The 21,967-nt window shown below is 34.9% G+C and carries 24 protein-coding genes and 1 pseudogene; 1 reads left to right on the top strand and 24 read right to left on the bottom strand.

The window, feature by feature from the left end; all coding sequences use genetic code 11:
• Nucleotides 1–140: 140 nt before the first annotated feature.
• Nucleotides 141–1,475: an SLC45 family MFS transporter gene (locus tag CP368_RS05890; RefSeq protein ID WP_098044170.1), complete on the bottom strand. Its 1,335-nt coding sequence runs from the start codon at nucleotides 1,473–1,475 to the stop codon at nucleotides 141–143.
• Nucleotides 1,476–1,650: 175 nt separating this feature from the next.
• On the opposite strand from CP368_RS05890, the gene CP368_RS10740 reads away from it, so the two are divergent.
• Nucleotides 1,651–1,833: a hypothetical protein gene (locus tag CP368_RS10740; RefSeq protein ID WP_087176239.1), complete on the top strand. Its 183-nt coding sequence runs from the start codon at nucleotides 1,651–1,653 to the stop codon at nucleotides 1,831–1,833.
• 41 nt (nucleotides 1,834–1,874) lie between these two features.
• Here CP368_RS10740 and CP368_RS05880 read toward each other — a convergent pair whose 3' ends face one another.
• The 23 genes and pseudogenes from CP368_RS05880 to CP368_RS05770 form a co-directional block, all read right to left on the bottom strand.
• A complete protein-coding gene (locus tag CP368_RS05880) occupies nucleotides 1,875–2,447 on the bottom strand; it encodes an SGNH/GDSL hydrolase family protein (RefSeq protein ID WP_087176240.1) in 573 nt (190 codons plus the stop codon).
• Entirely contained in the window at nucleotides 2,444–3,478 is a 1,035-nt protein-coding gene (locus CP368_RS05875; protein ID WP_098044169.1) for an AI-2E family transporter, read from the bottom strand. Before CP368_RS05875 ends, CP368_RS05880 begins: the two co-directional genes overlap by 4 nt.
• A gap of 126 nt (nucleotides 3,479–3,604) precedes the next feature.
• Nucleotides 3,605–4,379, bottom strand: a pseudogene (locus CP368_RS05870) (putative ABC transporter permease).
• Nucleotides 4,380–4,476: 97 nt separating this feature from the next.
• On the bottom strand, nucleotides 4,477–5,862 hold the full coding sequence (locus CP368_RS05865) for an Ig-like domain-containing protein (RefSeq protein WP_098044168.1): 1,386 nt from the start codon (nucleotides 5,860–5,862) through the stop codon (nucleotides 4,477–4,479).
• Nucleotides 5,863–6,064: 202 nt separating this feature from the next.
• Nucleotides 6,065–7,465: a C69 family dipeptidase gene (locus CP368_RS05860; protein ID WP_098044167.1), complete on the bottom strand. Its 1,401-nt coding sequence runs from the start codon at nucleotides 7,463–7,465 to the stop codon at nucleotides 6,065–6,067.
• 78 nt (nucleotides 7,466–7,543) lie between these two features.
• Nucleotides 7,544–8,617, bottom strand: coding sequence for a restriction endonuclease (locus tag CP368_RS05855; protein WP_233185806.1), 1,074 nt, complete (start codon nucleotides 8,615–8,617; stop codon nucleotides 7,544–7,546).
• Between the two features lie 330 nt (nucleotides 8,618–8,947).
• Nucleotides 8,948–9,472, bottom strand: coding sequence for a TetR/AcrR family transcriptional regulator (locus CP368_RS05850; protein ID WP_233185805.1), 525 nt, complete (start codon nucleotides 9,470–9,472; stop codon nucleotides 8,948–8,950).
• 43 nt (nucleotides 9,473–9,515) lie between these two features.
• Nucleotides 9,516–9,686: a hypothetical protein gene (locus CP368_RS10585; protein ID WP_171030378.1), complete on the bottom strand. Its 171-nt coding sequence runs from the start codon at nucleotides 9,684–9,686 to the stop codon at nucleotides 9,516–9,518.
• A 1-nt stretch (nucleotide 9,687) separates the two neighbouring features.
• Nucleotides 9,688–10,548 carry a hypothetical protein gene (locus CP368_RS10735; protein ID WP_233185804.1) on the bottom strand — a complete coding sequence of 287 codons (861 nt, stop codon included), beginning with the start codon at nucleotides 10,546–10,548 and terminating at the stop codon, nucleotides 9,688–9,690.
• Nucleotides 10,549–10,775: 227 nt separating this feature from the next.
• Entirely contained in the window at nucleotides 10,776–12,005 is a 1,230-nt protein-coding gene (locus tag CP368_RS05840; protein WP_098044164.1) for an RNA-guided endonuclease TnpB family protein, read from the bottom strand.
• Nucleotides 12,006–12,161: 156 nt separating this feature from the next.
• Complete coding sequence (gene fetB / locus CP368_RS05830; protein ID WP_087176247.1) at nucleotides 12,162–12,920, bottom strand: iron export ABC transporter permease subunit FetB; 759 nt, start codon at nucleotides 12,918–12,920, stop codon at nucleotides 12,162–12,164.
• Nucleotides 12,917–13,555 carry an ATP-binding cassette domain-containing protein gene (locus CP368_RS05825; protein WP_098044163.1) on the bottom strand — a complete coding sequence of 213 codons (639 nt, stop codon included), beginning with the start codon at nucleotides 13,553–13,555 and terminating at the stop codon, nucleotides 12,917–12,919. The genes fetB and CP368_RS05825 overlap by 4 nt, the downstream gene beginning before the upstream one ends.
• Nucleotides 13,556–13,689: 134 nt before the next feature.
• Nucleotides 13,690–13,938, bottom strand: a complete 249-nt coding sequence (locus CP368_RS05820) for a hypothetical protein (protein ID WP_087176861.1) — start codon at nucleotides 13,936–13,938, stop codon at nucleotides 13,690–13,692.
• A 236-nt stretch (nucleotides 13,939–14,174) separates the two neighbouring features.
• Entirely contained in the window at nucleotides 14,175–15,374 is a 1,200-nt protein-coding gene (locus tag CP368_RS05815; protein ID WP_087301052.1) for a site-specific integrase, read from the bottom strand.
• A gap of 66 nt (nucleotides 15,375–15,440) precedes the next feature.
• A complete protein-coding gene (locus CP368_RS05810) occupies nucleotides 15,441–15,635 on the bottom strand; it encodes a hypothetical protein (RefSeq protein ID WP_087176855.1) in 195 nt (64 codons plus the stop codon).
• Between the two features lie 46 nt (nucleotides 15,636–15,681).
• On the bottom strand, nucleotides 15,682–16,725 hold the full coding sequence (locus CP368_RS05805; RefSeq protein ID WP_087712513.1) for a Rep family protein: 1,044 nt from the start codon (nucleotides 16,723–16,725) through the stop codon (nucleotides 15,682–15,684).
• Between the two features lie 16 nt (nucleotides 16,726–16,741).
• A complete protein-coding gene (locus tag CP368_RS05800) occupies nucleotides 16,742–17,104 on the bottom strand; it encodes a hypothetical protein (RefSeq protein WP_087712514.1) in 363 nt (120 codons plus the stop codon).
• A gap of 225 nt (nucleotides 17,105–17,329) precedes the next feature.
• The gene (locus CP368_RS05795) at nucleotides 17,330–17,698 is read right to left on the bottom strand and encodes a hypothetical protein (protein WP_087712515.1); all 369 of its coding nucleotides are present in this window, start codon (nucleotides 17,696–17,698) and stop codon (nucleotides 17,330–17,332) included.
• A 215-nt stretch (nucleotides 17,699–17,913) separates the two neighbouring features.
• Complete coding sequence (locus CP368_RS05790) at nucleotides 17,914–18,264, bottom strand: hypothetical protein (protein ID WP_087712516.1); 351 nt, start codon at nucleotides 18,262–18,264, stop codon at nucleotides 17,914–17,916.
• Nucleotides 18,261–19,370 (bottom strand): cell division protein FtsK, encoded by a 1,110-nt coding sequence (locus CP368_RS05785; RefSeq protein WP_087712517.1) that lies wholly within the window; start codon nucleotides 19,368–19,370, stop codon nucleotides 18,261–18,263. Before CP368_RS05785 ends, CP368_RS05790 begins: the two co-directional genes overlap by 4 nt.
• A gap of 1 nt (nucleotide 19,371) precedes the next feature.
• The gene (locus CP368_RS05780) at nucleotides 19,372–19,686 is read right to left on the bottom strand and encodes a hypothetical protein (RefSeq protein WP_087712518.1); all 315 of its coding nucleotides are present in this window, start codon (nucleotides 19,684–19,686) and stop codon (nucleotides 19,372–19,374) included.
• A 200-nt stretch (nucleotides 19,687–19,886) separates the two neighbouring features.
• On the bottom strand, nucleotides 19,887–20,681 hold the full coding sequence (locus tag CP368_RS05775) for a hypothetical protein (protein WP_087712519.1): 795 nt from the start codon (nucleotides 20,679–20,681) through the stop codon (nucleotides 19,887–19,889).
• Between the two features lie 158 nt (nucleotides 20,682–20,839).
• A complete protein-coding gene (locus tag CP368_RS05770) occupies nucleotides 20,840–21,700 on the bottom strand; it encodes a hypothetical protein (RefSeq protein WP_087712520.1) in 861 nt (286 codons plus the stop codon).
• Between the last annotated feature and the right edge of the window lie 267 nt (nucleotides 21,701–21,967).

The raw sequence follows: 21,967 nt of genomic DNA, 5'->3' as shown, positions 1-21,967 counted from the left end.
TCTAATCTATCAAGCAGCTTGATTAAAAGTGTTCAATTTATTATTGCAATTTACGAATAAATAATTTTTAACATGATGAATATCATAATAAAAAGGTGAGATAGCTATGCGCTATCTCACCTTTTTTACCTTAATTATTTTCATTTAACATAGGTTTCTTTAATTCCAATTACCGACAAAGCTGCTAAAAAGCCTGAAATCCCAGTAATTAACATCATCGCTGGCATGGAATTTCCTACCATTGGAAAAATAATAAAACTAAGCAGTGAAGCAACAATCTGTGGTAAGCAAATTGAGCAATTGAACAAGCCTAGATATGTCCCCATATGTTTGCCTGATAAGGCATTAGAAACCATCGTCAATGGATAAGTATTCATCCCTGCCCAACTAATACCAATCAATACAAAAGATAGAATCAGCGTTCCTTGTGAATGAATTAAAAAGATTGAAGTATAGCCAATGGCTCCTAGTAATAAACTTAAACCATAGCCTAATTTATGATGGTTATTAGGCACCTTGGCTAATACATATGACCAAATTACTGCTGCAATTGATTGTACAGCTGTTAATACACCAAACCAATTCCCAGCAATCTGATAGCCTGCAGAAGAAGCATTCGTTGTATGCCAAACATTTTCTGCAATTGCGCCCGTAGCATATGTTGATAAATACTGAAAAGAAATCCAACAGAAGAACTGAACTAATGAAACTTGCCAGAATACTTTTGGTGCCTTTTTTAGCAAGTTAATCCAGCCGCCACCTTCTTGATTATCAGATTCCTTAATGCCATGATAACGAGCATAAGTTTCTGGATCATATTCATGAACTCTAAAAATTGTAAATAATGAAGTAATTACTAAAACTGCTGCACCAACATAAAATGAAATAACCACTGACTGTGGCACTACTCCCTTTTTGGCAGTGTTGGCAACACCTAGTGTCGTTAATAAGAATGGAAAGAATGCAGCAATTACGGCACCAAAGTTTGAAAGCATACTTTGAATACCATAAGCATATGACTTTTGTTCATCATTAACCATGTCACCAATCATCATCTTAAATGGTTGCATGGCCATATTCGAAGCAACATCAAGAACAGCAATAGCCACAGCACCGAATATCAATGCTTCAATTGAACCATATCCCAGACCAAAGCTGCCCACATTAGGTAAAATTACCATAGTTAAAACAGCGAAAATCATTCCTATTAATAAATACGGTAACCGACGTCCAATTTTAGGAATCCATGTTCGATCTGACAAAGATCCAATCCCTGGTTGAACTACCAACCCTGCTAACGGTGGCAGAATGAAGAACCAACCAAGTTTAGTTGGATCTGCACCCAAAGTTTGAAAAATTCTGCTCATTTGAGAAGTTTCCAAAGTAAAGGCAATCTGCACACCTAAATAACCCAAACTAATCATCCAGATTACACTACTAGCTAATGTAGGCAAGCCCACTTTTTCTTCTTTCATTTTTCCCTCTCATTTTCTCTCTTTTAAATCGCTTACATCAAATAAATATAGTCATCACTGTAAGAGCTTTCAATGTCTGATCTATTGTTAACGGTAACTAAATTTTATAAAAGCTTAAGGTCCACAATATTCTGCTAGTAGTAAAATATTAATCATAGAAATTAGAGGTATAATTATGCTTTCATTATTATTGGTAATTTTCCTACTTTGGCTATTTTTCAAATTGGGAATCGGTTTAATTAAAATTTTCGGCTTCCTAATTATGGCAGGATTGATTTTTATTTTTTGTGCATACTTATTAATCCCTTTTCTCGCCATCATTGGTATCGGAAGTCTCATCTGGGCATTAGTTAGATAAAAATTAAAGCAAGGCTATCTATATTTGATAACCTTGCTTTTTTACATTTCTTTCAATTCTCGCCTAATCAAACTTGCTAGTATTCCATATCCTTTATCACCAAAATGCAAGCCATCATTTTTTATTCCCCGAGAAATATCGCTTAAATCGCCTGCATCAATCATTGCTTGGCACAAATCTGCATAATGAAAATGATATTCTTCTGCTATCTCTTCAACCACTTTCGCATATTTTTTTACCAACTCATTATTGCGTACATGTTGCTTCTGCTCATCTACTGCTGGCGGCGAAATGAGCAATACATGTGGCGGATAGTACTGACAAATAACCGCAGAGGCAATTAATTCCATATTTCTTTTAAATTGCTCTAGCGGAACCTGCTTATGTGTTGCCAAGTCATTTGTTCCTAATAAAATCACCAAATTATCGCACTTTTTCACGCTCAATACTAATTCATTTAATCGAGCAAAAAATGCTCCTGAATTAATTCCTGAAACAGCAGTATTTTCAATTTGAATTTCAGGCAGCATTCGCTTTAAATTCCAGTTAATATGTGGCTCTGCTTTTCCCTCATATCGAGCGATAATGCTATCGCCTGTAAGTAGTACTCTCATTTTAATTTAACTTTCTTATCCTTTTTAGTAGGTTTGATATTTAAAACGTCTAATAAAAAAGTGAAAATCGGAACTCCTACAATTAGTCCCCATGTACCCCAAAAATGTTCTGCTACAAGAAGTACTAAAAAAGTATAAAAGATCGGTAATTCTGTCTTGCTGGCCATAAACTTAGGATTTAGCACATACGCCTCGATTGCATGAATAATCATGATCATGACAAAAATATAAATCACATAGCGAATGCCGCCGACGGAGTACCCTACGATACTTAATGGAATCAGCGAAATAATCACACCGGCAACTGGTACTAAGCTTAAGATAAATACCATCAAGCCTAAAGCTACAATTTGTGGCATTTTCATAATCGCCAAACCAATCATGGTAAGGGCCGTATTACAGATTGCAATAAAAAATTGTGCTTCTAAAACTACACCAAAAGTATTAGTAAACTTTTTGCCAAAGTAACGAATATCTTCAAATAACCATTTTAAGTAGCCGCTTTTAACAAATAAACTTGAAAACTCTCGCATCTGCTTTAATTCGATGGTGTAAAAGAAGCTTAAAATAAGCGACATGAATGTTGCAATCGTCAACGTACCAATATTAGTAGCGGTATGAAAGGCAAATGTCATGGCACGCTTTGCCTGTGTAACAAGTTCACCTTTGCTAATGTAATGCGTTACATACGACATTAACCGCGATGACTGATTCGTCTCATAAAATGCCATTACGGATTTGACCATCTTAGAAATCTGTCCAACCAACATCGGCATATAAACCGTAACGACAAAATAAAGTAGTGCCAAAATAATTAAATACGTCACTACAACAATTGCGCCGGTTGGCATTTTAGAAACATAACGCTGTACGAAGTGAATCAAATGCACAATAACATATGTAAAAATAAACGTTAACAAAATCGTATTCATCATCGCACGCATTTCATAAAGAAAAGCAACAATGATCAAAAATACTACAAACCTGCGCAAAGGAATATTATTTTTGAATTTCTGCCAAGCAGTATCCATAACCTAACCTCGTTTTCTCTAACTCATATGTTTGATTGTATCATTCCTAAATTTGTTCTTGGTATTTCTATACCACTTTCCACTAAAAAAATAGACAACTCAATTGAGAGTTGTCTATTTTGCTATCTAATCTTCTTTTTTCAAAATATCTTTTTTGATTTCCATAAACTTTGGTGCATCAAGTACTTTTAACTTAGGGAAACTCTTAAGAAAACGTTTATGGTTCCAACTTAATTGATATGGTTGCAATTCATCATAGTGCTGCATTACTGAGTGATGCCAATCGCCAACTTTTAATTTACCCCTTTTCAGGCATTCTGCTTTCAACTTTAATTCTTACACGATCAATGAATTGATTGATATGGTCATCCCACATCTTGGTCGTAGTATGGAATCTTTCTACACTGATCATAGTTAAGACTGTATCGAGTCCCATTACAATCGTAATACCTACGGCTAACCAGCCATGAGTATCTCTTTCTTCTATGTTTATAATATCTTGAACAAATGGCTGCACAAATTTTACCAGTAACACCACTCCAATTCCCCAAAAGAGCGAAATGATTGGAGCTACTCTTCCTTGAACGTTTCCCCATAAGTGAGAATAATCCCATAATTTCATATGAAAGACTGTTGCAAGAAAGAAACTAGCAAAATATTCAAAGACTGTTGCAACAATAAATCCAATTACAAATAAAAGAAATAAGTTATCTTGTACATCTTTGGTACAAATTAAAATAGTCGTAATTGCAAATCCATAGACTGGACAATATGGTCCAAAAAGAAAGCCACGATAATCATAATGATGATCTTTAATTGAACAGTAGCAAGTTTCCCATAGCCAGCCAATAGAAGAATACGTAAAAAATAAAACAATAATTTCTGAAATTGAGTATGGCATATTATATCTCTTTCATGATACAAAGTTATAACTCCATAATACGTGAAAGATCAAGTTTTATCTATCAAAAATCCGAATTTTATAATTAATATACTTTTTATTTTGAAAATTTTCTTTTAATTCCTAATATTCCTGCCAGCAAAATGAATACACCCATCAAACTTAAAATGCCATTTGTCCTTTCACCAGCTTGTGGCAATTTGCCTGAACGACTTCTAGATGAATGCTCCTTAGTTGAAGAATGTTTTAGTGATTTAATATCATCATCTTCTTCATCTAAGTCGGTATCATCACTTGAATCGCTATGCGTAACCTTTTGTTCTTTCTTGTCAAAGCCACTTAGCTCTTTAGGATTTACATCCTTAGCCGCTTCAAATGTAGATTCCGGTGTACTTGTCTTAGATAACGTCTTGACTGGCTCAACATCCTTATCGTTTGTTTGCTGACTATCTTTTTTATCGTCTAATAATTTGAGTAGTTTTGAGAACAATATAGACAATCCTCTATCTTTTTCAGCTTTCTCAAGAGTCTTGCGTCGTGCCATTTCATCATTGCTCTCACTACGGATCCCCACAAAAGTTGCATCATAATCATCTAAAATTCTCCCTTCGTATAAACTACTTTTTCTTTTATCTTCATTTTTTAACTGATATTCTAATTGGATCTTATTAATCCCGGTAATCGCTTTTTGTTCCAGAACTTTCGTCTTATATTTAATAGTAAAAGTTCTATGTGATCGTCCCTTATTATTTAAACTAATCAACAATTTATTTTGATCAAATTTAACTTCTTTCTTGCCTAACTCGATAAAAATATCATCGGTTTCGATTCCTACCGTATTTTTATTAAATTCCAGACCCTCTGGTAGCTCATTCAAAATTTTTATCGGTCCTAAAAATTCTTTTTCATCAGGATTTACTTTTATTTCCCATGCAATACTATCTTGGTGTTGATTCAATTTACCAATAATTTCAGTAAAAAGTGCCTCTTTATCTTCGGGTTCAATTGTTAAGACCTTCTCAATTTTTCCGGCATGCACAGTTAGTTCTTGTTTATCATTCGCTGAATTACGAACCAAAAGATCAAATGTTAGCTGACCTACAATGTGATCATACTTTTCAATCTTGTTATTAAATTTCACTAAAACGCGATTGGTTTCAACAGTATATGTCCCAACTTTTTGCTCGTTATCATTTTCGTCTTTAATGATAATATTTTTAGTTTTATTAATTCCTTTTGCCTGGACTTTATCAGATTCACTCCAGGTAATAGTCAGTGAATCATCACTTTTCAACTTATCCTTCTGATAACCGGTAAGCTCCACATTAACGTGAACTAGCTGACCGCTCTCCACTTTTTCTGATCTGCCATCGTTAAAAACGATCTTAGTAAAATTATCACTCACGGCAGCTTGAACGTTTTTTGCTCCTTTGACCCACATCAGCATTAATAAAAGCACAACACTGACCAGTAATTTTTTCATATCATATTCCCTCATTAACTTTTAGATTCGTTAATTGAGATTATACAGAGGAAAAAAGTAAAAGATAGCTATTCGGTAAAGGAGAAAAACAATGTATATTTTTCGTAATTGCTTTTGTGACAAAAGTTGATTTTTGTTCATCACATAAAACAAAACTGATCAAAAAAGCCCGCCTCTCGGCGAGCCTTTTTTAATTTCAAGCTTAATAATTCAATTTGATTTGTAATGCACCAGTTTCAACACAATCACCGAAGCATTTCATTGCAACATCGTATGCAGCTTTTGCAGTTTGCTCATTAGCATTATGCAGTTTCTTTTGTAATTCTTCACCAGTTAATTTCTCAGCTTCTGCATCAGTTTCAAGTAAAATATGACGACCTGCAGCTAATGTTTGTTGCTTCAATTCTTCGACTGAAGCGCTGTAGCGGAATGGATGCTCATCAACAATGGTAGCGATAGCTTGGGTCAGCCAATACATATTTTTGATATCAAAATGTTCCTTGGTATCACGGTAAACGCTAGGCGTATCAAGCACATTGGTATAGTATGGCGCAATGCCATTGAATGTATTAGGACCAAAGGCTAACCATTGAACGCCAGCTATTTCCTTAGGGACATCATTTCTAATTTGTAAAATTGATAATTCCTGATTACGTTGAAAACCAATCGGACGAAAAGCATGACGGTCTGCATCAGTGCCTTGTAAGCCATAAGGATCATACTTAGTATGTTGATAGCGTGATGATAAAGCATACTTGAAATCTTCAATAGTTAATAAATGTTCAGGCTTTTTAATGAATGGCAAGTTAGGATCATCAGGCTCATGAACATCACTTGGATTAAAGAGTTTTTGAATATACCATTGGCGCGGAATGTTGTATTCATAGTCTGAATCATCGTGACTACCAAAGATATGACGAAGATTATATGGATTACCGCTGTGATCAATATCTAAGTGATACTTTTCAATCATTTCTTCCAAATCAGCGGAAGCCATCGTATCATCACTAGCAAAGTCAAAATCGGTGATGCTAAACCAGTTTGGCGCAGCGATGTAACAATCATCTGGGATTCTTTGAGCTGCCCAGTGATGGCCACCGATAGTTTCCATATACCAAACTTCATCTTTATCTGAGAAGGCTACGCCGTTTGATTCATAAGTGCCGTATTTTTCTAGATATTGCCCGAGCAATTTTACCCCTTCACGAGCTGAATGAATATAAGGCAAAACGATCGTAACGAAGTCTTCTTCACCGATTCCCTTTTTGTTCATTGGGTCAACGCCCAAAATACGTGAATTGGTAGTGCTGGTTTCGGTGGCACTCATTGCAACATTAGCGGCGTTGATGCCGGCTTCGCCCCACCAGCCCATGGTCTTCATGGTTGATTCAAGTTCTGGCACAGCGGTATAACGCATAGGATTGTCAGGCAAATCTACCTTGCACTTAGAAGTTACTGATTGATAATCTTTAGGTTGCTTGTCAGGCGTTACGACGATGAAACGTTTAGGATTAAAGGCGTGACCGTAGTCTTCGTTTCTGGCAATTAAAGTTGAGCCGTCAGCCGTAGCTTTTTTACCGGCTAAAATTGTTGTACATGGCATTTTTTATCCTCCTATAATTTTGTTCTTTTTAGTCTATTGTAGAACACTTGAGAAATAATTAATGGATAAAACATTTAGCTACTCTTCTTTCAGAATATCTTCTGGTGATTTAAAAGATTGATCGCGACTCAATGAATCTAAATATTCTTGAAGAGTTATATTTTTCTCATAGATATATTTTCTTACGGTCTGTGCAACCTGCTTACCACTAATTAACATGATTGGATAATCGTCTTCCAGTATTTCGCGTTGAGCTGGGTCGCTGAAAAAAGATGTAGTCACAAATGCTGCGATCCATCCACGCTTTAACCTAGCAACTACTCTATCAACGGCTTCTCCTGTTATACGCTGATCTCGTCGGTAACATTTAGCTTGACCTAATACCACCTGTCTAACTTGGCTAATGCCCTTAGTTCCAATATCTACTCGTAAAACAAAATCATAACCACCATCACCAGATGATTTAGTTACCCAACCATCATGGCATGCATCCCCAATAATTAATCGTGTAATTTCTTTAGCTAGACCTTCAAATTCAAAATCTCCACTATGAGCTTTTGAATTATCTTTCTTACGATAATATTCATAGATTTGATTCAAAATTTTATCATCTGCAGAACCAGGTGTAGGCAGTTGCTCCTCTTTTTTAGAAGTACTTCTTCCATAAACCTTCCGGCGAACTTTTTCTAAATCTCCAGTCCTTATCCAAAATTTCCATTCTTTAGGAGCTAGTGCATTGGCTAAAGAAAGAAAATTTTTATCTTTAGCTGCCTGTTTTCTCGCTTCAATCCAGGACCAATCAAAGCCTTCCTGTTCTTTTTTCATTGAAAATACACAGAAAGTGAATAAATAATTGGAAAAATATGCTTTATCTGCCCCACTACCTGTGTATTGAGTTACCAATTTAACATTTTTTATCACACCATATCCATGAAAAATTCTTTCTCCCTGTTTACGTGTTTCAAAAAATACAATAGGAACAGCAGTAGCTCTTACTTCGGGATTAGGATCATGACTAATTTTAAATTGATCCAACAAATATTTATTCCCTCGTGTAGTTGCAGGATCTGTGTCAGGTCTTTTATTATCACCATAATAATTTATATACCCGACATCTTCATTAAACTCATCTTCCCATGGATTATAGTTAATCCCTCTGGATTTCGTATTACTTGAAATAATAATGCATTCATTTTCAGCAGGTTTAAAAATTCCAGCTTGATTAAAATAATTTTTCTTTCCATCTTTTAAATGGGTTTCAATAAAATAATTTTTCGAAGAATCATCATCTTCAGAAATATAATATGCATTAGAAATTTCCTGTGCTTTTTTTTAGCCTGAGGTCCCGTTTTATACGAAACACCTATATGTAATACCATTTACTCACCTACTATAAAAACTTATTACTTAAAATATACGCTTCTTTCTTCTAAACGCATCAAAAAAAGATGCATCAAGTCACCTCAATGTATCTTTATTATTCTACTTCCTACTCAACCGCTCATACCCAGCTTCCGCAAACTCATTCAACATCTGGACATCATGGGGCCATTTCTCATCTTTCACAAAATTATGCGCGCGGTTAACCGCAAACGAACCATGAATCACATATCTAAATAATGTTTCCGCATCTTCTCTTGGAAGGTGCGTTTTTTCAATCACAGCTGGCAAAACCGTGTCTCGCTCATTCACTACGATTCTGCCAATGATGTATTCGCTCAAATCGGGTTCCATCAATAATTTTTGATATTTACCAGCATCCCCAATCCGCTGGCAGGCCGGTACTAACGATTCATTGCTTTTCAGATAATCCAGCGATTTCCCGTTTCCAGCAAAAAATGGGACAGGATTTGTCTCCGTCAGCAACAACGCACCATTTAGCACATCGTTCAAGACATCAGTCACCGAGGAATAATGCACATGAAATGTTGATCGCGTTATCCCAGCCTCACGACAGATCCGCACGATATTAACTTTAGAATATGATTCTTCATCAACTAATTTCAAAAAAGCATCTTTAATTATTCCCAACGTATAAAGCGTACGTCGATCAGTTTTTCTTTGGCACTAAAATTGCACCATCACCATTGTTTGGAATTTCAATGCTAATTTGTGAAAAGCCAACTCCCGCATCGTTGCTATCCTCAATAGCGGTAAAAGTACCTGGATCAACGTAAAAGCCGTGAACCTCATCTTTGCTCTTATCAAGACCGAGACACACCTTATAATATTGCCATCTTGAGTAAAGCAGTGAACAATTGCGGCATCCCGATTGAATACATCATTGATTGACCATATTGCACCGTATGCAAGTATGACGGATGCTTTTGATCAATGGTCAAATACATTGGAAAACTGCTAGGACGAATGCCGCTATCTACCATGTAGTCAGGATAAAATTGCTGCATAACTTTACCTTGTTCAGCCTTTTGCTCCGGTGTTAATTCTGGTTTAGGTTGAGGCTTAGTTGGACCTTGGATTGTAGCACCATGACTTTTACCAGTCATGGTTTCCTTAAATGCATCACCAATTGAGGCAGAAAAACCAATACTGCGGTCTGCAATGATATCTAGAATATTCAACTCGCCTTTGTTGATCGTAATGTAGCGACTATTTCTGTCAACTGCAACTAATTGCATACTTGAAACCTTAATCATTTGGTTGCGTGGGCCAATTCCAAGTTCAAGTACGACTAACTTCTTATCTTCATATTTTTGAATAAAATCTTGAAAGGCGTTGATCTGCTTCTGGTCAATTTGGAAATCTTGGTTAGTAGTTACATAATGAACAGGTTTATCTCCAATCAAGTTTTTCAAATATTCATAAGTCGGCTTCTGTGGTGGGATTTCATTCATCATCTTGTAAAGTTCAAGCAAAAATGCCCAGTGCTCTTCTTCAGATTCAAAACGATTATAGAAACCTTGGAATAAACCATTAAAGCCATATTTTTTAGCAAAATATTTCATGTTGTCCATATATAACGGACTATTTTCGTACCAAAAAGCAAGACCGATAGAGCGTGACATTCCGCTTCCTGCACCAACAACAATTGCATCTGCATCTTTTACATGCTTAAAATTCATCTATTTTATTCATACATACCTCGTTAAAATTCACATACACGATGTATTTAACTTTTAACAAGATTAAAGCATGTATGGAAAAAGTAATTAAGATCAGATTCGTGCCATGTGTAGAGTTATAGACAGATTCTATGAACTACACCGACACTAAAGTGCCGGGTTTCTGGGAACACTGAGTAGTGTTTAGGATCTTACATTGAACTAGTCAAATACCTAACTCACGGAACTCAGCTTGTTACCATGGCCAGTCCCTGACCACTTAGCTTTGTACTTCCTTTATGCAGGATATTAACTGCCGCATTAATATCTCGATCATGCTTGGTTTGACACTTAGAACAAGTCCATTCACGAATTTCTAATGGCTTAGCGCCACTGTTATAGCCACATTTTGAACAAATTCTGGAAGTGTTCTTGGGATCAACTGCAATTAGTTTCTTGCCATACCATTCGCATTTGTATTCTAGCATTTGTCTGAATATCCGCCATGAAGCATTGGCAATTGACTTAGCCAAATGATGATTTTTCTGAAGATTCTTGGTTTTCAAATCTTCAATCGCAATTACATCATATTGCTTAACTAAATGCGTAGTTAGTTTATGCAGATAATCTCTGCGCTGATTAGCTATTTTAGCTTGGCACTTAGCTTTTGACTTTTGCGCTTTTTGCCAATTAGTGAAACTCTCTAAGCTTCTAGGACAAAGCACCTTTTTATTCCTGTCTTGCAAAACTAATAATTTAGCTAAATGTCTGCGACGAGCATATTTTCTTTGCCAGACTTTGGCTTTCTTTTCAAAATAAGAACTGTCAAAACTAGGATATTTTAGCCCATTAGACAGAATCGCTAAATCAGCCACGCCAACATCAATCCCAACCTGTTTGCCAGTTAAGCTGTACTTCTCTGGTTCAGATATTTCTACCTGTAGAGACAAATAATATTTTCCTGTTGGTTCAAGTACGACCGTATAACGCTTAATCTTAACATCTTGCAAAACTCTATTCTTGCTGGTTTTGACATAGCCTAATTTAGGAATCTTCAAGTACCTTTTACCTGCAGTTTTTATGATTGACTTGCCCGTATAAGACTTTTTCAGATACTTGCGTGAATGAAAACGAGGCTTGCCAATTTGACCAGTTTTATCTTGAAAGAAGTTCTTCCAAGATTGAGTTAGGAATTCATTAACTACCTGCAAGCTTGAAGAATCGCTGTTTTTCAAAAAAGGATATTCTTTTTTAAGCGGCTTAAGCAGATAATTCAGCTTGAACTTACCTAAAAAAGGCAAAGCTTTATTATTCTGATAGCGCTCATTCATCATGGCCAGCATTTGATTCCAAACAAAACGATCATTGCCAAACATCTGCTCAAGCTGGTTTTGTTGTGTTCTATTAGGATAGAGTCTTAATTTGATCCCTTTTAGCACATTTGTTCCCTCCTTTCTTTTTAAGATTATATCAAACATATGTTTAAGAAAGAAGGGGGGGAACAAGCAAAAAAACTAAAAAAGGCCGGATTCATCACGGGATTAAAATCCCGTGTTTTCTCCGGCAATTAATCAATAAAATGTAGCGAATTTTTAGATAAAAATAAAAGCCCTGGTGTTTAAACTCAGGCCTTCTCATCGCAGCTGCATCTGTTCATTAAAATAATTTTTATAGGCTAAATAACCACTGATCACCGCACCAAGGCTTGTCGCCGACAGTAACATGAATGTGATCATAATCTGATACTTGATCGCGTAAACTGGATTAATTCCTGCGAAGATCAAGCCCGACATCATCCCTGGTAAATTAACCAAGCCCACGGTCTTGGCAGAATCAATCGTTGGCTGCATCGCAGTTTTGATACTCCGACGCAGGATCGGCATCGATGCCAATTTAATATCGCTGCCCAAAGCTAATTTTTCTAAAACTTGTTGATGCAAATCATTGAAACTATCATGCAATGCCTTGTAGCATAAGCCGATCGCCACCATTTCATTACCGGCAATCATCCCCGTAATTGGAATCACCTGCATCGGGATGGGCTTAATTACCCCTGAAAAAATCAGCAAACCTAGCGTCACATAGGTGCCAATGGCCTCGGCAATTATCGAATTCCAAAGACTGCGGTGCGGATTAGGATCACGTTTATTAGCGTTCCAGGACGCATTAAAAATGATGACCAAGGTTGAAACGATGGTTAACCACAGCTGATCAACGTGAAAAATAAACTTCAGCACAAAGCCGATAATGACTAACTGAATAATTGCTCTAAATACACTCGTTAAAATATCTTTAGTTAAGCCCAGCTTTTCTTTAGCCGAGATCGCGATTGATACCAGCACCAAGGCAAAAGCCAACACTAAAGATAAATTACTAACCATCACATTCTTCATTTGATGATCCTTCCCTGCTTAATCTGCATAATATGACCGGCCGTCTGAATCTCACTTTGATCGTGAGTTACTCGAATAATAGTAGTTCCTTGTTCGTGCACTCGCTTAATCAATTGATGCACTATTTCCTTGCTATCATCATCAAGCCCAGTTGTAACCTCATCTAGTAGCAACACCTTAGGCGGAAAAACTATATTTCGAATGAGAGCCACTCGCTGCTTTTCTCCACCTGACAAAGAATTTATGTCCTTATCCAAAAAATCAGCAGATAGATCAACTAGTTTTAGTAACTCATCTATCCTTTTTTCTACAACGACTTGCCTTCTAATTTCATAGGGAAAAATCAAGTTTTCTCTTACCGTTTTGCCAAACAAGCTCGGCTGCTGGAAACAATAAGAGACTTCCCTGCGGTATTGGACGGGATCGTATTTCGCCATCTTTTTGTCTTGATAAAAAATATCGCCTGCTGTTGGGCTGATTAAATTAGCGGTTAATTTTAAAATAGTACTTTTACCAGAGCCTGATGGTCCAACCAAGGTCAAAAAATCTCCTCGATCTACCTTAAAAGAAACATCATGCAAGATTTGTTTTTCTTTTACCTGGTAACTAATATGTTTAAATTCGATAATTGTCATAGTTTTTTCCTAAAAATATTTTTGCATTAACATTTTTAGTTTAATCATATTGGCTTTAGGTGACAAATTAAATATGTGATTGCATAATAAAAAGCCATAGCGCTTAAACCATGGCTAATTTATTTTCATTAACATTATTCAGCTGCAGCGGCTGCTTCTTCCTTAGCTTCCTTGGACAATCCAGCAAGGTCACCTAACAAGGTAAAATCAATTTGAGTTGCTAAAGATGGCTTTTTACGCAAGAAATCAATCTCAGATGGCTTAACGTTCTCAGTTGGATTATCTTTGGAAATCAATTCTTGTGAGATTTCACTATCAGTTAATTTTTTATCCTCTAATACACTTTCTGCTTCTTTGACTTCTTTTTCATAATGCTTTGTCATAAAAAACGCCTTCTTCACCTTTCATTGTAGTTAGTTTTATAGAAAGGTATAGCAAAACGTACTTTTACTTTGATATATTGCTTAGATCACAAAAAAAGACATGGCGTTTAAACCATGTCTTAACGAGTTTATTTATGCTGACTAGAAGCGCACGGGTTCTAATCATTGATTCCTTTAATATCAACGCTCATAATATTCACTTATTTAATTCATGTTCCATTTGTTGGAACACAAAACTAATTTAACCAAAGTTGAGTCATTTGCTTATTAATACTAGGATCTACTCCAACATAGGTATTCATAAACATTTGTAAAGAGTGACCCATTTTTTCAGCTGCCCAAGTAAATGACATACCTGGTACATTAGCCAAATGAGTACAAATTGAATGCCTAAATGAGTACAAACTCATTCTTTTATCTTCTGCCTTAATGTTTAAGCGGTCACAAATGCTTTTTAGCATATCATTAATACTTCTTTGATTAATTGGCTTATCATTAAACGCGCTTTTATAATCATGAAGATTAATAAAAATTAACCCTGAAGAATTATCCAAATTGTATTCCTTCAAAAAGTTAGATTGTTTTTCTTGATACCGTTTAAGCAAAATAATAACTTCTTGAGGTAACGGTAATACGGTTCTCGAATATCCCTTAGGCCGTGCTTTCAAGCTCCCTGTAAAATCATTCATGTAATCTGACCAACTATTGTTAATTTTTAAAGTCCAAACATCATCTTTATAGATAATATTGTCATACTTTAATGCTTGTAACTCGCCAACTCGCATACCAGTATAACTTTCAATTAGAATTGCTAGCTTACTTCCCCAATTAATAACCGAACTATGCTTCAAATCACTAATAATTAAATTTCTGATTCTTTTTAATTCATCATTAGTAAAGATCCGCCAATCTTTTGAAATTGTAAAATCACTTTGACGAAAGAATACTTTTAATGGACTCTCAGGAACAGGATTTTCTTTAATACTCTTTCCCTCAATTGTATTAAAGAAATTTCTCATATGAATTAGCCTTTTAGCAATAGTAGAAGACCTGCTAACAGTTACGTTATGTTTATTTACATAATCATGAGCGTACTTAGACACTAATTGCGTAGTAATTCCATTAATTTTGGCGTTTCCAAAGTAACTCTTAAAGGAATTAGCTGAATCTTGCCAAGCTTTTAAAGTTACCGGACTAATTGAATTAGCACGTTGATCAACATACTTTTGAAACTCATCAGCAAAGATTGCCTTACCGTTTCCTAAGTTTAATCCCGCTTTATACTCATTCCACATTTGTGATTCAAGCTTTGCTGCATCTGCTTTGTTTTTTGCATATTTAATTGGAAAATTAATTCTTTTTCCAGTTATTTGATCACGTGGTTGAATTCTTACAAGATAAACTTTTTTTGAATCTTTATTTACTTTCTTTATCACTTTTCTACCTCTAAATTTATAAAAAAGAGGCAAAACAAAGTTCGCCTTCATTTTACCTCTAAGCTTCTATTTTGACCAAATTTTTTCTTGATGATAGCCTGCTTTTGTCAACCAATCTGTGACTTCATCTAAAATATAATATTTCCGTCCACCAGAAATTTGATGATATGGCATACCATTTTTTAAAAACTTGTAAAATAGCGTTGTACTAATATTCAATGCTTCACGTAGTTTCTTACCGTTTAAAATCAATTGATTCATTTCGTATTATCACCTATAATTCAGTTGGAAAAATATTTACAAAAGTCTAAGCATTATCTTGATCGTCTTGCTTAGATTTTTTTGTTTTTAAGCGTTTTTTGATGAAGTGCTTAGTAATATGAAGCGGTTGAATACGTCTTAAAAGTTGCTCGACCGTATCCACTCTCCGATCATCAACGAAAATATACTTGTAGAAATCATCTGGTGAATAAGGTGTTGTAATGATAATTTCCTCAGCATTTAACTTCTTATCATGATAGCGACTTGGCGCAGCCTTATCATGTTGATAAGGATCTAAGATTCTTAAGAGATCTGAATAATTAAAGTCGCGTGGTCTCAAGTCATTTAAAATGATGTAATGTTCACCATTATAGTCTTGAAAATAGTCACGGCTACTACCGAGAATTGCATACTTCTTATTTCTCAAAAGATATTCTGCAAAACGAGTCTTACCTACACCTGCCACACCGTACAGCCATAAGACTTTCATGCTCTTACCTTTGAAATCTTTAAGCCATTTTTCATGCTCTTTTTCTGCCCGTAGTTCAGTAATCTGATCAATTAACTTTTTACGCCTTGCAAGTTGAGAAACTCCAATTAGTTGTTCCAACTCGTCATAAGTTAATTTACCTTCTGCATACTGATCGACCAAAGAAGAAATGTACTTAGGGCTTTTAGTAATCTTAGCTCTGATACTCTTCATTCTCGCTGGAAAATCGAAAGAAGCTACAGCCTCACTTGCCTTGTAAACGTGTTTCCCTTGCTCTCGTGCTTCTTCAGTTTCGTGAAGTAAGTAAGAGTAAGCATTGGCAATTCTGCCTTTCCACACATCTACATATTGAGATTGGTCTTTAAAGAGATTCGCCACAGTACTAACTTTTTGCGGGTTTTCATACTTTAATACCGCATGAATATGAGGCCTGATGATCTTACCATCTTCATCTTTTTTTGGATCTTTATCATGATTAATATAGACCCATTCCAGCGCCCCTGATTTGTTCAAAATATCGCTTAAATCATCTTCTTTTACTTTGAGATGATCTAAGTCTTGCACGTACATGAATTGGCGCGCGCGTGGTTCTTTCTTCATGAAAAATACCTTCTAACTAACAAATAAAATTATATTTATCTAAAAGCTCTTTTAATAAATCTTCTAAATCGTTGTACGATAAATCAACTTTATGTAAAGGTTTAGAAACTGTCTTGTACTTCTCGTAATAATACAAAGGAACACCTAATCGCTTAGCCGCGTAGAAACTATCCTGTTCTTCCACAATTTTTAAGTATCCTGCCTCAGGTTTTACTACAATTAGAGGTAATGGTTTATGCTTATTTTGGTAAGCATAAATTAAATAGTTAATGTGTTCTTGATCGTACAAAGAATCATCAACTGCACTAAATTGGTTGTAATCCGCTGTTTCATAAATCTTTGAAACAACTCTAGTTTTATTTAAATTTTGTTTTTCCATAAGGTTTTCCTCGTTTCTATTACCTTTTTAGGGCTTGTCTTTCTTTCAACTCTTTGTGCACAGTTTGCACAGTTTATGACAACTAGAAAATAACAAGCCCACTAGTTGTCATATATAGTTTTTCATGCAACGCACACATAAATAGCTTGTTTTTTTATGCGGCGCTGTCCCTCTCGCCCTTGGCGGGCGGCGGGCGCGCCGCGTTAAATGAATAGTTAATCATTTTTATTCATCCTTTCCTTCATTTTTGCTGCTACTTTTGCCTTTGAATAATTCGCAGTAGGTCTCGTACAATCCTGTAATATCTCGATCACGATAAACCCTTTCAAGATTTCCCTCGTACCATTTTTTAGCTTCTTCAGTTGAAAGAGGCACAAGATCGGCACCCGCTGCATAAGGTCCGTTACCTTCGACACGTTCAGCATATTTACTTGCTGCATTGCCTTCACCATATAAGAAGAACTTACCTTCAGATGTTCGATAAAGTCCTTCTTTGAAGTAATTAAAGTCATTAACTGGATAATCACTTTCATAATCATCAATTAATTCAGCATTATCTGAGTCGTATAAAATACCGTTATAAAATCTCTTCATAATAAATTTGTCCTTTCGTGAGATAATTTCTTTTCCTGTTTACATATTCATCATACCTTGAGCGATTGAGAACAATCGGGGGCCTTTTGTAGAAATTTTAGGAATTAGTATTTATTGATACATCAAGCTTTTAAGGATTTAAAACATTAGCTTGAAGAAAAAAATACAATTAATGCAGAAAAAAGCACCAGCCTAGAAAAACTGGTGCTTCAAATCTAAACGCGTGTTCCTTCTACAACGTAGTAATTAGGGTCACTATTTTTATAATTAGATAAAGTAAAAACTCCATTATTCATACGATAAATTTTCTTGACAACTTTATCCCAAATTGCATCAAGTTGTGCTTGACCTTCAGGAAATTCAGGAATTCGAACTTTTACTTCAATCTTATTCCAATTCAATTTAACTTTAGATAGCCTGATATAAGAATTAAACCTATAGGCTTCCATATATTCTGCGCTTCCCTTAGCAAGGGTATCAAGCGGTTTTTCCATGAATGCAGTTAATTGCTGCTTCTGCATTAGAGCCTGGATATACCAATGAAATTCGTGAGGTGTTATAGTCATAGAATCTTCTCCTTACTACTTAAATAATAAGTTGGACATAATAAGGGCAGAACTTGATAAGGATGTTCATCGTCAATGACCTGAATCAAACCAGTTCCCCGACCTAATGGAATCACAATTCCTTCGGGATCTAGGTCTGGGAAAAGAAACTGTGTTGTTTTACGATTAATATTGCCCAACTGAACCAATACGTTCATTTGTTCGCGCACTGATGTTGGAATGCTATTATGATCAAAACGTTGACTTACCAATATTAGGTGTACACGAGTTGCACGCCCTAACAATGCAATTTGTGATAAAAGAGCAAAAAACGTATCTTTAATATTTTTATTAATACCTTCCGAAAGCGCCAAAACTTCGTCAATTACCACTGTTACATGTTTGAAAGTAGTACTTGGGTTGTTAAATAATACCTGTTGCCTCTTGTGGATCAATTTTAAACATTCACTTAATACATCATTAATTTGTGCTACAAAGTCAGATTTTGAACGATCTGTAGCAGGATAAATAACCTTAACGCCATTAGCCTTAGCCCATCTGCTGGGTTCATCCATTTTGGGATCAATTACTGTTAGAGTTTTGAGTCCAATTTCACCATGCACATTTTCATCAATATGCTTTAAGGATTCCAAGAGATAGGTTAGGAAATAAGACTTGCCACTACCAGAGGTTCCAGCCAAAGCAATTGAAGTGACACGGTTATAGTCAATACTCAAATTTTTCATAATTTGAATCTTACCGCCATTCTGGGTTGCAAAATCCTCAAGATTAGTAACTATCAAACGTCTTGGAATTCCCACTTGCCATGGAAAATACAGAGCACGTTGAACATGAATATTACGTGTACTAATCGGTACAAAGTATGTTGTATTTTGTTTCAAAAGTGTATAGTTCGGATAAAGTGCAACATTCAAAATCTTAAAAATGTGTTGATACAAGTTATCATCGATTAAGTATCCCGCGGGCATCCGCGGAATAAACTTAATCCCACCTTTGTCTAACTCAATAGAAAAACTGTTAGTATAACTACTCTCGCCTTGCATGTCAGAACCTAGCGCCATATCAATGCTCTGAGTAATATACTTTTTAAGTTCATCAGTATTCATTTTATTTGACTTCTTTCACGTCATCAGCCTTGAAATAAACATCATATCGCATTTGAAAAGCGGTGATGTTGTCAAAAGTCACGACTGACATGTAACGAGGTAAGTTCACTTTCTTAGGGAACTTCACTTGGAAGTATTCTGCACCTTCCTGAGTAAAGCCAGCTTTGTAACTAATGATTTTATCTGTAGGCTTACCATCTTCCCAGACGTATTGAGGTGTTAGTTCAGTACTCAAAGAGTAAATTGGCTTACTCTTATCTAAGTTTTCCCACACAGCCTCAACATTGTAGCTTGTACCATTGCTTTTTCTTTTCATGATTAATTACTTCTTTCTTTTATAATCTAATAAGAAGGTTTTCTTTTCCTCCTTATGCTTAATATTTTGAACCAGATAAAAAAGAAAAAATTTAAAAATATAAAGAAATTTCTTCCTTGATTTGATAGGCTTTTTAAGAACTATCAAGAAAAAATTTGAAATTATGTAGAAAAAAGGGCACCAAGATTTTTCCTGGTGCTCTATTTTCTGCAGTACCATGTAAGTGGATTTTGCAATTTAATGTCATACTCTGAATACCCTTTACGAATTATGAAAGTATCATCATATTTTACTGTATGAAGCTCTCTCAGACAATAATCTTTAATATAAGCAATTTGATTAAAGCTTGAGTATTTTTGCTTAAAGCTATTTTGAAAAATAATTTCCGTTTTGACCTTGTTTAAATCATAAGTTAGCTTCTCCTCAAAAGCTTGATTGAAATGAATTTTAAAAGCCTCAGCAAAATCGTCGTAGCTATCAGCAGCAAATTTCTCGATTTTCTCAACAACTTTTCGAGTAGAGTCATACGTTGTGTTATATAAATTGTTATCAATAATTTGAATAATACAATTCTTAGCATTTTCCAGGCTCTTACCTTCTAGATAGTCGGAACTTTTCTGAATTTGCAATTCTTTTAAAGTTTTATCCTTTTGACTTCCATCACTGATTTTGGCTAATTGTTTACTATAAAGAACCTCATCATGCCTTGTAAATTGAGGTCTACTAATGATGTACTTCTCTAATAAGTTCATTAAAGCATTAATGCTTCCTCGATTTATTAGATAAACCTTTTTACCTCGATTTTCTTGGATATAATCAATATTATTTTCTTTCTTAATAGTCGAAATTATTTTCTTTTCAAGTGCTAATTTTGCCAGTTTATCAACATCTTTTTTACTGTTATGTAAGTGCAATATGTACTTTTTATCAATTAAATCAACTAACTCTTTGATTGAAACATAATCTTCACGATTTTCTATAGTACTTACTTGCATGTCTTTCGCCTCTTTGAAAACGCAAAAAAGGCAGCTAAGCATTTCGCTTAACTGCCTTTTAATTAACTATTTTTAAATTTGGATAGTTCCTTTAGGAACTATCAAGAAATTTTGCAAGATTGTATAAAAAATAAGATATCAATATTTTTCTTGATATCTTAAAAATTATAACAATACCACTCAAGTGGATTTTGTAATTTACGATCATATTCTGAATATCCTTCATACACTATTTGCTTGCCACGAATTTTAACAGTATGTAGTTCCCTCATAAAATAGTCTTTAATGTATCTATCTCTACGAAAGAGAACCATCTTATTATAAAAAATATTTTTACAAGCTATTTCTACCTTCACGTGTTCGAAATCGCGAGTAAATCTATTTTTAAAATCATCATCAAACTGTTGATATTTCATTAGATCAGGTTGTGCTTTCTCAATATCAGAAATTAAATCATATGAAAAAACACTAAGATCACAATCCCATAGTATATCGTCAACATCATCAAATTGTTGCTTATTTAAACGCTCATCACTATTTTTTACTTGGATTAAAATATTGTCTTGATCAGCTTGATCCTTAGCAATCTCTGCTATTTGCTTGCTTTGAAGTTCATGATCACGATCTTTAAGCGCCTGCAAATTCATAATGCTAGATTTTGAATAAAAATAGTTATGTAATGCAAAATCAAGGTTCATAAGACCACGTGAATCAATTAACAACTCTTCTGTGCCATCTTCATTGGTTTGATCCAAATAACTAAAACCATCTTTATTCACTTTGTCTTTAACAGTAGAGGTGATTTTTTCTGTTAGATCTTTCATCATTTTTTTATCATGTTCACTCACTTTTTCCCCCAAGTATTCTCTTAAGTATTCTGGATCAAAAATTTCTTTACTTTCAAAAAACTTATATTTCATATCGAGTTTATTGATTATTTGATCAACCGTAATATAGTAGTTCTTATTCATTTCATAGCGTTTAATAGCCTTTTTTTCATTAGTTTGTTTTTGAGTCATTTTAAGTTTCTCCTTAATTAAAAACAAAAAAGGCAGCTAAGCATTTCGCTTAACTGCCTTATTACCAAATATAATTTTTCCTAGTTGTTAGCCATATACATTACGGCATTTTCAGCTATAAGATACTCAAAAATTTCATCATCATCCAAAGGATATTTGTCCCATTCAACATCGTCATCTAAAGGAATATCAATATATTTTTCTTCATTAGTTGCTAATTTCCCAGGATTTTACAACTCAAACCATACGGCTGACAGATTTTCTGCC

Origin of the sequence: Lactobacillus sp. UMNPBX17 (genome assembly GCF_002553735.1) — a bacterium.
GTDB classification, from domain to species: domain Bacteria; phylum Bacillota; class Bacilli; order Lactobacillales; family Lactobacillaceae; genus Lactobacillus; species Lactobacillus gallinarum.
This window is presented reverse-complemented; position numbering and strand designations above follow the sequence as displayed.